Below are 12,361 nucleotides of genomic sequence, written 5' to 3'. Positions count from 1 at the left end.
AGCCCAGTCCAGTCCAGCCCAGTCACTTCCGGAGCGCGCCATGCAGCAGATCACGTTCTATCTCGACTTCGTCTCGCCTTACGCCTGGCTGGCCTTCGACGCCTTGCCCCGGTCGCTGGAAGGCCTGAGCTACGAGGTGAACTACCGGCCGGTGCTGCTGGGCGCGCTGCTGCAGCAGCACGGCAACCCCGGGCCGGCGGGCGTGCCGCCCAAGCGGGACTGGACGTACCGCCACGCCAGCTGGCTGGGCCATGCCCAGGGTTGCGGGCTGGACATGCCGGCCCGCCACCCGTTCAACCCGCTGCCGCTGCTGCGCCTGGCCCTGGCGTGCAGCGACGACGGCCACATCAACCGGTTCGTCGCCGGCACGGTGCTGCGCCACGTCTGGCTGGGCGGCGGCGACGCGCTGGACCCTGCGCGGCTGGCGGCGCTGCAAGAGGCGCTGCAGGCGCAAATGCGGCCCGACCCCGAGGGCAGCGGCGCGCGCGCTAAGGCGCTGCTGCGGGCCAACACCGACGAGGCCGTCGCCCGGGGCGTGTTCGGCGTGCCCAGCTACGCCGTGGGCGACCGCCTCTTCTGGGGGCTGGACGGCCTGCCCATGCTGCGCGCCAGCCTGCAGGGCGATGCGTGGTTCGACGGGCCCGCGTGGGACGCCGCGCCCCGGGTGCCCAGCGGGCTGCCGGGCGCCGCCCGCTGACACCGACCGGCCTCCACCGGGCGCAGCGGCTGGCGTGCGCCTGGCTGCATCGGGGCCGCATGCGGCGGCCCTTGCCTGCGAATCGGCAGCCTTTCAGGGTTTGTCCCTGGCAGGGATAACCCCTGGCGCAGGCTCGGTGTTTACCCGCGCCGCCATGCCTCCGCGCGCCTGCGCCGGGGCCTGCAGATCGGCCATTTTCCACATCGAGAAAAGCACGCTACGGGTTGCGCCGGGTTTTGTCAGGCGCGCGTAAGAACGGTGGGAGCCCGTGGGGTCGGGAGCCTGGCGCGCTGTCAGTTTTCGGTCAGACGGCGCGCACATATTGCGCCGCAGGCACCTGCCGAAGGTGCTGCCGTCATCGCCCGCCCATTCATGGAGACACCCACCATGGCTACCAATGTCGCTCCCCGGCCCATGTCGCCGGAAGAAAGAAAAGTCATCCTGGCCTCGTCGCTAGGCACCGTTTTCGAATGGTATGACTTCTACCTGTACGGCTCGCTCGCAGCCATCATCGCCAAGCAGTTCTTCAGCGGGCTGGATGCCGGCTCTGCCTTCATCTTCGCGCTGCTCGCCTTCGCCGCCGGCTTCATCGTGCGGCCCTTCGGCGCACTGGTGTTCGGCCGGCTCGGCGACATGATCGGCCGCAAGTACACCTTCCTCGTCACCATCCTGATCATGGGCCTGTCCACGTTCATCGTGGGCGTGCTGCCGACCTACGCCAGCATCGGCGTGGCCGCGCCGGTCATCCTGATCGTGCTGCGCATGCTGCAGGGCCTGGCCCTGGGCGGAGAGTACGGTGGTGCCGCGACCTATGTGGCCGAGCATGCGCCGCAGGGCAAGCGGGGCGCGTACACCTCGTGGATCCAGACCACCGCGACGATGGGGCTCTTCCTGTCGCTGCTGGTGATCCTGGGCACGCGCACCGTCATGGGCGAGGAGGCCTTCACCGACTGGGGCTGGCGCATCCCGTTCCTGGTGTCCATCCTGCTGCTGGGCATCTCGCTGTGGATCCGGCTGTCGCTGTCGGAATCGCCCGCCTTCCAGAAGATGAAGGCCGAGGGCAAGACCTCCAAGGCGCCGCTGCGTGAATCGTTCGGCGAGTGGAAGAACCTGAAGATCGTGATCCTGGCGCTGATCGGCCTGACCGCCGGCCAGGCCGTGGTCTGGTACACGGGCCAGTTCTACGCGCTCTTCTTCCTCACGCAGCAGCTGAAGGTGGATGCCGTCACGGCCAACCTGATGATCGCCGCGGCCCTGCTGATCGGCACGCCGTTCTTCGTGGTGTTCGGTAGTCTCTCCGACAAGATCGGCCGCAAGCCCATCATCATGCTGGGCTGCGTGCTGGCCGTGCTGACCTACTTCCCGGTCTTCAAGGCGCTGACCGAAGCCGCCAATCCCGACCTGGCCGCTGCGCAGGCCAGGAACAAGGTGGTGATCGTCGCCGACCCGGCCGAGTGCTCCTTCCAGTTCAACCCGACCGGCACGGCCAAGTTCACCAGCTCGTGCGACGTCGCCAAGCAGGTGCTGGCGGCCAACTCGGTCAGCTACGACAACGAAGTGGCGCCGGCTGGCACCCCCGCGGTCATCAAGATCGGCCAGACCACGATCCCGAGCTACAGCGCCCGCGGCCTGGCCGCCGATGAAGTGAAAGCCAAGGACGCCGCGTTCAAGAAGTCCGTGGCCGACACGCTGAAGGCCGACGGCTACCCCGCCAAGGCCGACCCCGCCAAGATGAACAAGGTGATGATGGTCGTCATCCTGACCTACCTGGTGCTGCTGGTGACCATGGTGTATGGCCCCATCGCCGCCATGCTGGTGGAGATGTTCCCGACCCGCATCCGCTACACGTCGATGAGCCTGCCCTATCACATCGGCAACGGCTGGTTCGGCGGCCTGCTGCCCACCATGTCGTTCGCCATCGTGGCGCAGACCGGCAACATGTACAACGGCCTCTGGTACCCGATCATCATCGCCGGCGCCACCGCCATCATCGGCACGCTGTTCATCCGCGAGACCAAGGACGTGGACATCTACGCGGGCGACTGACGCCGGACGGGCGGTGCACGCGCCCTGCAGGGGGATGCAGGGCCCGCCCGCATGCACCCCGCCCGTGCCTGGGGGCCCGCCCGGCCCGGTTTTCCTGGTGCATCGCCGCACGCCCTTGGTGAATAACCCTTGAAGTGTGGCGGCGATACATCAGGACAATCATGAAAACTACTTTCGCATGTGTTAACCGAAGCGTTACACCTAGAATTTGGGCGAGTAGACGCACACGGTGCTCACGGCCCATCAGGCTGCAAGCGGTGCCTACATCACCCGATGGACACAAGCATTCAAGGATCCATATGCAAAAAACCAATCGCCTGCTGCTCGCTTCCCTGGCTCTGCTGAGCACCTCCGCTGCCTTCGCTCAAAGCAGCGTGACCCTGTACGGCCGCGTGAACACCACGGTCGAACGCCAGAAGGACGGCGGCACGACCAACACCGTGATGGCCAACAACGCTTCGCGTTTCGGCTTCCGTGGCACGGAAGACCTCGGTGGCGGCCTGAAGGCTGGTTTCGTCCTGGAAAGCGGCTTCAACTCCGACACCGGCACCACCGACTCCCGCGGCTTCTTCGCTCGTCAGAGCGAAGTGAATCTGTCCGGCAACTTCGGTACCGTGCGCCTGGGCCGCTGGACGGCCGAGTCGTACTTCGCCACCGCTGACTACATCAGCCTGCACAACCACGACACCGGTTCGTCTTCCGACGCCTTCTACGCATCCGTGATGCGCAATGCGTTCACGAACTCCAACTCCATCGCCTACAAGACGCCCGACATCGGCGGCCTGACGGTCGAAGGTTCGGTGGGCCTGCACGAGCAAGCCGTCGGCGGCAAGAACGTGTACGACCTGGCTGCCAACTACACCCTGGGTGCCCTGGCCCTGGGCGCCGGCTACTCCAAGCTGGACAGCGCCAACCAGTTCGCACTGCGCGCCCTGTACACGGCTGGTCCTTTCATCGTCGGCGCCTACTACCAGCGCAGCGACGACTGGAACGCCATGACCGACTCGGCCGCTGCCGTCGGCAAGCGTGACGCCTACCGCGTGTCCGGTGCCTACATCCTGGGCGCTTCGGAATTCCACCTGAACGTCGGCCGTGCCGGCAAGTACGACAACATCGCCAACAGCTCCGCTCTGCAATACACGCTGGGCTACAACTACAACCTGAGCAAGCGCACCAAGGTGTACGGCTACTACACCAAGGTCGACAACAAGGCTGGCGCCAGTTACTACAGCTCCGCCGCTGGCAACGACTTCAGCTCCGTGGCCGTGGGTGTTCGCCACAACTTCTGATCGCCACCACTTCAGCCCCAGGCTCGCATGAGCCTGTGGCCAGCGGTCACGCGTCAGAACCCCACACCCGCAAGGGCGTGGGGTTTTTTCATGCCCGGTTCCTCATCACCCCACCTATTCAGGAGACAAAAAAACATGTGGAAACTCGTCGTAGGCTTCGTCCTCTTCGCTGCCTTGTCGCTGTTCGTGATCATGAAGGCCGGAGACAAGGTGGACATGAGCGGTGAGAAGCACGGCGCCGATGCCGTGCACGTGCCCGAGGCGCCTGCGTCCGCCGCCTCCCGCTGACGCATCGGCGGATGGCAGGTCTTCTTCGGCCAGCGCAATCCCGGCCGGCTGCCCGGCCCGGCCTGTCTCGCAGGGCCCGCACGCTGATCGCCGTGGCGACCGTGGTGCTCGGCATCCCGTTGCTGCTGGGCTGCTGGATCGGCGGCCTGTTGCTGGCCAGCCGGCTGGGCATTCCGATGTCGGCCGCACAGATGCTGGCCTGGATCCTGAGCGTGTTCGTGGCCGCCGTCCTCTGGCCGATCAGCATCCGCCGCTTGCGCAAGGATTTTCCGTATCCCGAAGGCCCGGGTTCGGCGCCGCTGGCGCCCACGCGGCTGGACGCGGCTTGCCGCGTGCTCGTGCGGATCGTCGGGGGCGTCGCCATCGTGCTGCTGTGTGGGCCGCTGGCCACCGTCGGCACGCTGGGGGGCTGGTGGCAGAAGCTGTCCATCGGCGGCCGCGAGGATGGGCTGCTGCTGCAGCTGGCAGCCCTGCTGCTTTCGCTGCTGCTCGCGGCGCCGGTGCTCATCGCGTCGCGCCGCGCGACCCGGCGGCTGCCCCCGGGCGATCCTCGCCGCCTGACCTGGCAGGAGCGCGAAAGCTGGTACTACGCTGCCGCTGTCGCGTGGGTCCTGTCGCTCGGGGTCGGGATGATGGCCTCGCTCATGGCACTGCTGAAGCTCTGACCGGCGCCCTGCCCACGTCCGGCAGTGTGCCTTTCAGCGCCGGAACTTCCCGTCCGTGCCGATGATGGACAGGTCGGCGAAGTCCAGGCCCGAGTGATCGGTCGGGCTGTATGAGATCTCCAGCCCGCCCAGATCGAACTTCTGCAGCCCGTCCAGCGCCGCGTCGATGCTCTCGCGCGTCGGCTTGGGGCCGGCGCGGCGCAGGCCCTCGACCATCACCTTGGCGGCGGCAAAGCCTTCCAGCATGGCCGGGCTCACTTCCTGGCCGCGCGCCTTGGCCAGCTCCTGCGCCTCGCGCACCATGGGGAAGTTGATCGAGCGCTCGTTGGGGAACACCTGCGTGACGATCACGCCGCGTCCGTTGGCGCCCAGGCTCTTGGCGAAGCCGGTGGAGGCATTGTTCGACAGCGTGACGATCTGGGCGGTGGAGCCCGCGGCGCGGAAGGCGGCGTAGCCGTCCACCACCGCGACACCCGACGCAATCATCAACACCGCCTGCGCATTCGTCTGCACGACCTTGGCGGTGATCGGTGCGAAGTCGGGCTTGGAGCGGTCGAAGCGCTCTTCCAGCACCGCTTTCAACTGCGCCCGCTCCAGCCCGCGCTGGGCGCCGGTTAGGCCGTCCGCGCCGAAGCTGTCATCGGCCAGCACCACGGCGATGCGGGTGATGCCCAGGGAGGCCAGGTGGGTGATGGCCTTCTCGGCCTCGCGCTGGTAGGTCGCGCGCACGTTGAAGATGTGCTTGCGGGCGGGCTTGTGCAGCACCATCGCGCCGGTCGAAGGGCCCACCAGCGGCACGTTGTACTGGTTCAGCAGGGGAATGATGGCCTCGGTGTGCGGCGTTCCGCGCGTGAGGAACAGCGCCAGCACCTTGCGGTCCTCGATGAGCTGGCGGGCGTTTTCCGCGCTCAGCTTGGGATCGAACTTGTCGTCGAGCGACACCAGTTCCACCTTCTGGCCGCCCACGCCGCCCTTGGCGTTGACCGCGTCGAAGTACAGCTTGGCTCCGTCGGTGGTTTCCTGCACCCCTGCGGCGACCGGGCCGGTGAAGCCCGCCGTCTGCCCGATCAGCAATTGGGCATGGGCGAGGGGGGCGAGCAGCGCCGTAGCGGCGACAAGCGCTGCGGCAGCCTGGGGCCAACGGATCATGGGGGAAGCTCCTTTTTCCAGGGACGGGGACGGCATGGCGAGGGGTGCCGCAGCAGCGTGTTCCGCGATGCGGCACGGGGTCGTCCACTATCGCCCGGAACGGCAGGCGTGACAACTGGTAACCACCCTGTGCAGGCGCGCGTGCCGGTTGCGTTTCCGGCCTACCGCCCCATCTACAACGACTGCGCAGAATACGGCGCACTCCACCCCCGCGCGTTGCCCAGCGCCGCCGGGTTAGGTGTCCAGAATCTTCCGCCCGCACCAGAAAGACCCCACTCCATGACCCAGGGATTGATCCGCATCCACGGCGCCCGCCAGCACAACCTCAAGGACATCGACCTCGACATCCGCACCGGCGAGTTGACCGTGGTGACCGGCCCCAGCGGTTCGGGCAAGTCCAGCCTGGTGTTCGACACGCTCTACGCCGAAGGCCAGCGCCGCTACGTCGAAACCTTCAGCGCCTACGCCCGCCAGTTCCTCGACCGCATGGACAAGCCGGCGGTGGACAAGGTGGAAGGCGTGCCGCCGGCCATCGCCATCGACCAGACCAACCCGGTGCGTTCCTCGCGCTCCACCGTGGGCACGATGACGGAGCTGAACGATCACCTGAAGCTGCTCTTCGCCCGCGCCGGCCAGCTGTTCGACAAGCAGACCGCGCAGCCCGTGCGCCATGACTCGCCCGACAGCATCTATGCCGAGCTGCAGCAGCGCTGCGCCCAGGCGGGCGATCCGCGCATCGTGCTCACCTTCCCCGTGGAACTGCCCGCCAATACCTCGCCCGAGCAGGTGGAGCAGTGGCTCTCGGCCAGCGGCTTCACCAAGGTGCAGGCCGAGCGCGAGCAGGGTGGTCGCAAGCTGCTGGACGTGGTGGCCGACCGCTTCCGCCTGGCCAAGGCCGAGCGCGCCCGCGTGGTCGAAGCCATCGAGGTCGCGCTCAAGCGCGGCACCGGTCGGCTCACCGTCTACCGGCTGGCGGACGAGGAGGGCGGCGAGCCCGAGCTGTGGAAGTTCTCCACCGGCCTGCACTCGCCCGACAGCGACCTGCGCTATGCCGAGCCCATCCCCTCGATGTTCTCGTTCAACTCCGCCGTGGGCGCCTGCGAGACCTGCCGGGGTTTCGGCCGCGTGATCGGCGTCGACTACGGGCTGGTCATTCCGAACGACAAGCTCACACTGCGTGCCGGTGCCATCAAGACCATCCAGACGCCGGCCTGGAAGGAAGCGCAGGACGACCTGATGCGCCATGCCGAAGCCGCCGGCATTCCGCGCGACACGCCCTGGTACAAGCTCACCGACGAACAGAAGGCCTGGGTGATCGACGGCACGCCCGGCTTCAAGCAGGGCCAATGGAACAAGCAGTGGTACGGCATCAAGCGCTTCTTCGAGTACCTGGAGAGCAAGGCGTACAAGATGCACATCCGCGTGCTGCTGTCCAAGTACCGCAGCTATACGCCGTGCCCGACCTGCGGCGGCGCGCGCCTCAAGACCGAGAGCCTGCTCTGGCGCATCGGCAGCAAGGCCGCGGCCGATGCCGTGGTGGAGCCTGCGCGCCGCTTCATGCCCCAGGGCGTGGCCTGGAGCCGGGCGCAGCTGGAAGCCCTGCCCGGCCTCACCCTGCACGACCTGATGCTGCTGCCCATCGACCGCCTGCGCCGCTTCTTCGCGCAGATGGGCGAAGAGGATATCGCTCCTGTTTTGATAGCTAACGGCGTAGATGGATCAAGCGCTGGCGGCCAAAATGACCATGAAAACGCTGCGGCTTCCGGCGACGCGCAGGCGCTCAAGCTGCTGCACGAAGAGATCACCACGCGCCTGAAGTACCTGTGCGACGTGGGCATCGGCTACCTCACGCTCGACCGGCAGAGCCGCACCCTGTCGGGCGGCGAGGTGCAGCGCATCAACCTGACCACCGCCCTGGGCACCAGCCTGGTCAACACGCTCTTCGTGCTGGACGAGCCCAGCATCGGCCTGCACCCGCGCGACATGCACCGCATCACCGAGGCCATGCTGCGCCTGCGCGATGCCGGCAACACGCTGGTGGTGGTGGAGCACGATCCGGCCGTCATGCTGGCGGCCGACCGCGTGATCGACATGGGCCCCGGCCCCGGCGAGCGCGGCGGCTCCATCGTGTTCGACGGCACCACGGGCGAGCTGCGCCGCGCCGACACGCTGACCGGCGTCTACCTGAGCGGCAGCAAGCAGATCACCTCCGGCATGAAACGGCTGGTGACCGACGCCACGCCCCGCCTCATCCTCGAAGGCGCGCGCGAGCACAACCTGCAGAACGTCTCGGTGGACTTCCCGCTGCAAAAGCTCGTCACCGTCACCGGCGTCAGCGGCTCGGGCAAGTCCACGCTGGTCCAGGACGTGCTGGCGCCCGCGCTGCTGCGCCACTTCGGCAAAGCCACCGAAACGCCCGGCGTGCACGACCGGCTGCTGGGCGCCGACCACCTGGGCGACGTCGTCTTCGTCGACCAGTCGCCCATCGGCAAGACGGCGCGGTCCAACCCCGTCAGCTACGTGGGCGCGTGGGACGCCATCCGCGAGCTGTTCGCCGTGGCGCCGCTGGCGCGCCAGCGCGGCTACACGGCCGCCAAGTTCAGCTTCAACTCCGGCGACGGACGCTGCCCGACCTGCGGCGGCTCGGGCTTCGAGCATGTGGAGATGCAGTTCCTCTCCGACGTCTACCTGCGCTGCCCCGATTGCGACGGCAAGCGCTACCGGCCCGAGATCCTGGAAGTGACCATCGAGCGCGGCGGGCGCACGGTGAACGTGGCCGACGTGCTGGACCTGACGGTGAGCGAGGCCGCCGCCGCCTTCGCGCAGGACCGCGACGTGATCCGCGCGCTGCAGCCCATCGTCGACGTGGGGCTGGAATACGTGAAGCTCGGCCAGCCCGTGCCCACGCTCTCCGGAGGCGAGGCCCAGCGCCTGAAGCTCGCGGGCTTCCTGGCCGAGGCCGCGAAGAGCGCCAGCAGCAGCCGCCAGCCACTGGCCAAGAAGGGCACGCTGTTTTTGTTCGACGAACCGACGACCGGCCTGCATTTCGACGACATCGCCAAGCTCATGCGCGCGCTGCGCAAGCTGCTCGACGCCGGCCATTCGCTGATCGTCATCGAGCACAACCTGGACGTGATCCGCGCCAGCGACTGGCTGATCGACCTGGGACCGGAAGGCGGCGACGGCGGCGGCCTGGTGGTGGCCGAGGGCACGCCCGAGGACGTGCGCCAGCACGCCACGTCGCACACCGGCGCGGCGCTGCGCGACTACGAACTCGCGCTGGGCGAGGGCGGCCATTCGGTGCACGAAAAAGCGGCCGTGCTACGAAAAGAGAAGCGCACTGCCCTGGCGGAATTAGGGCAGCAGCCCAAAAATGCCATCGAGATCGTCAACGCCAAGGAACACAACCTGAAAAACCTGTCGGTGGACATTCCACGCGGCAAGTTCAACGTGGTGACCGGCGTGTCGGGCTCGGGCAAGTCCACGCTGGCCTTCGACATCCTGTTCAACGAAGGACAGCGCCGCTATCTGGAATCGCTCAACGCCTATGCCCGCAGCATCGTGCAGCCGGCCGGCCGGCCCGAGGTGGACGCCGTCTACGGCATTCCGCCCACGGTGGCGATCGAGCAGCGCCTGTCGCGCGGCGGACGCAAGAGCACGGTGGGCACGACCACCGAGGTCTGGCACTTCCTGCGCCTCCTGTACGTGAAGCTGGGCGTGCAGCACTGCATCTACGACGGTGCCGCCGTGCAGCCGCAGACGGCGGACAGCATCGCCGCGCAGCTGCTCACCCAGTTCAAGGGCCAGCACATCGGCCTGCTTAGCCCCCTGGTGATGAACCGCAAGGGCGTCTATACCGAGCTGGCCGACTGGGCCCGCCCGCGTGGCTACACCCACCTGCGGGTGGACGGCAACTTCCTGCCCACCACCGGCTTCCCGCGCATCGACCGCTTCAAGGAGCACACCATCGAGCTGCCGGTGGCCAGCCTGGACGTGGCCCCTGCGCAGGAGGCCGAACTGCGTGCCGCCCTGGCCCGCGCGCTGGAGCTGGGTAAGGGCGTGGTCCATGTGCTGAGCAGCCTGGACGGCCTGAAGGACGCGATGCTGGCGGGCCAGGCGACGGCCGCCATCGGCACGCTGCAGGCGTTCTCCACCAAGCGCGCCTGCCCGGTCTGTGCGACGAGCTATGCCGAGCTGGACCCGCGCCTCTTTTCCTACAACAGCAAGCACGGCTGGTGCCCCGACTGCGTGGGCACGGGCGTGAAGCTCACCAAGGAACAGCGCAAGGTGTTCGACGACTCGGTGCAGGACGACAAGGATCGCGGCCGCGAGCAGACCTTCGCCGAGCCGGAGGCCGAGGACGTGGCCGAGACCGCCTGCCCCACCTGCCAGGGCACGCGCCTGAACCCGGTCGCCCGCGCCGTGCTGTTCGCCGGCACGCCGGTGACCGAGGTCGCGCGCTTGTCGGTGTCCGAGGTACGGCAGTGGATCGAAGGCCTGCAGCTGTCCGGCCGCGAGGCCGAGATCGCGCGCGACCTGGTGCCCGAGATCAAGAGCCGGCTGGAATTCCTGGAGGAAGTGGGCCTGTCGTACCTGACGCTGGACCGCGGCGCGCCCACGCTCTCGGGCGGCGAGGCGCAGCGCATTCGCCTGGCCGCGCAGCTGGGCAGCAACCTGCAGGGCGTGTGCTACGTGCTGGACGAGCCCACCATCGGCCTGCATGCGCGCGACAACCAGATCCTGCTGAACGCGCTGCACAAGCTGGGCGACAAGGGCAACACGCTGGTGGTGGTGGAGCACGACGAGGACACCATCCGCCGGGCCGACCACATCATCGACATCGGGCCCAGCGCCGGCAAGCGCGGCGGGCGGCTGGTGGCGCAGGGCACGGTGGCAGACATCCAGGCCGCGGAGGATTCGCAGACCGGCCGCTACCTGCTGCACGCCATGCGCCATCCGCTGCAGGCGCGCCGCGCCATGCAGCCGGCCGAGCTGGAAGCGAACACCCTGGCGCTGGCCGAACCCGCCGAGGCGCCGGCCGGCCGCCAGAGCGCTGCCGTCAAGAAGCGGGCCGCCCAGGCCGCCGCCTTGCAGGCCGCTGCGCTGGAAGATGCCAAAGAGCGCGCCGCCATCCGCTGGCTGACGGTGCATGGCGCGAACCTGCACAACCTGCAGAACGTGATGGCCACCGTGCCGCTGCACCGCCTCGTCGCCGTCACCGGCGTCAGCGGTTCGGGCAAGTCGACCCTCGCGCGCGACGTGCTGCTGGCCAACGTGCAGGCCTGGGTGCAGCAGCGCTCCACCAAGGCCGGGCGCGACGCGATGGACGCCGGCAAGGCGCCGCCGCTGGTCGGCTGCACGGGCCTGGCGGGCTTCGAGAGCATCGACCGTGTGCTGGAAGTGGACCAGACCCCCATCGGCAAGACGCCGCGTTCATGCCCTGCCACCTACATCGGCTTCTGGGACACCATCCGCAAGCTGTTTGCGGAAACGCTGGAGGCCAAGGCGCGCGGCTATGCGGCGGGCCGGTTCAGCTTCAACACCGGCGAGGGCCGCTGCCCGGTCTGCGAAGGCCAGGGCATCCGCACCATCGCGATGAGCTTCCTGCCCGACGTCAAGGTGCCGTGCGAAGCCTGCCACGGCGCGCGCTTCAACCCCGAGACGCTGGCCGTCACCTGGCGCGGCAAGAGCATCGGCGACGTGCTGCAGATGGAAGTCGACGAAGCGGTGGACTTCTTCGCCAGCATGCCCAGCATCGCGCACCCGCTGCAGCTGCTGAAGGACGTGGGCCTGGGCTACCTCACGCTGGGCCAGCCCAGCCCCACGCTGTCGGGCGGCGAGGCCCAGCGCATCAAGCTGGTGACCGAACTCACCAAGGTGCGCGACGAGGTCGGCCGGCGTGGCCAGAAGGCGCCGCACACGCTCTATGTGCTGGACGAGCCCACCGTGGGCCTGCACATGGCCGACGTGCACAAGCTCATCCACGTGCTGCACCGGCTGGTGCAGGGCGGCCACAGCGTGGTGGTGATCGAGCACGACCTGGACGTGATCGCCGAGGCCGACTGGATCATCGACCTGGGGCCGGAGGGCGGCAAGGACGGCGGCCGCATCGTCGCGGCGGCCACGCCGGAAGAGGTGGTGCGGCTGGGCACGCACACCGGCCGGGCGCTGGCGCCGGTGCTGGCGCGGTAGCCCCGGCCTGCCGCAGGGCCGCCCTCCTACAGAGC

7 protein-coding genes are annotated in these 12,361 nt (G+C 68.2%); 6 read left to right on the top strand and 1 reads right to left on the bottom strand.

The window, feature by feature from the left end:
* Positions 1-40 precede the first annotated feature (40 nt).
* From ASF94_RS19330 to ASF94_RS19315, 5 genes are all read left to right on the top strand, one after another.
* Positions 41-697 carry a DsbA family protein gene (locus ASF94_RS19330; RefSeq protein ID WP_056670388.1) on the top strand — a complete coding sequence of 219 codons (657 nt, stop codon included), beginning with the start codon at positions 41-43 and terminating at the stop codon, positions 695-697.
* Positions 698-1,084: 387 nt separating this feature from the next.
* Complete coding sequence (locus ASF94_RS19325; protein ID WP_056670385.1) at positions 1,085-2,743, top strand: MFS transporter; 1,659 nt, start codon at positions 1,085-1,087, stop codon at positions 2,741-2,743.
* Between the two features lie 299 nt (positions 2,744-3,042).
* On the top strand, positions 3,043-4,032 hold the full coding sequence (locus tag ASF94_RS19320) for a porin (protein ID WP_056670382.1): 990 nt from the start codon (positions 3,043-3,045) through the stop codon (positions 4,030-4,032).
* Positions 4,033-4,167: 135 nt separating this feature from the next.
* Positions 4,168-4,320: a hypothetical protein gene (locus ASF94_RS21620; protein WP_200933156.1), complete on the top strand. Its 153-nt coding sequence runs from the start codon at positions 4,168-4,170 to the stop codon at positions 4,318-4,320.
* Between the two features lie 92 nt (positions 4,321-4,412).
* Entirely contained in the window at positions 4,413-4,985 is a 573-nt protein-coding gene (locus ASF94_RS19315) for a hypothetical protein (protein WP_056670380.1), read from the top strand.
* 33 nt (positions 4,986-5,018) lie between these two features.
* On the opposite strand, the gene ASF94_RS19310 is transcribed toward ASF94_RS19315, so the two are convergent.
* A complete protein-coding gene (locus tag ASF94_RS19310; RefSeq protein ID WP_056670377.1) occupies positions 5,019-6,134 on the bottom strand; it encodes an ABC transporter substrate-binding protein in 1,116 nt (371 codons plus the stop codon).
* A 279-nt stretch (positions 6,135-6,413) separates the two neighbouring features.
* Between ASF94_RS19310 and uvrA the strand changes: the two genes are divergently transcribed.
* Positions 6,414-12,326, top strand: coding sequence for an excinuclease ABC subunit UvrA (gene uvrA / locus ASF94_RS19305; RefSeq protein ID WP_056670374.1), 5,913 nt, complete (start codon positions 6,414-6,416; stop codon positions 12,324-12,326).
* Positions 12,327-12,361 lie beyond the last annotated feature (35 nt).

The sequence above is a fragment of the Acidovorax sp. Leaf160 genome (genome assembly GCF_001424265.1).
Taxonomy (GTDB): Bacteria; Pseudomonadota; Gammaproteobacteria; order Burkholderiales; family Burkholderiaceae_C; genus Paracidovorax.
This window is presented reverse-complemented; position numbering and strand designations above follow the sequence as displayed.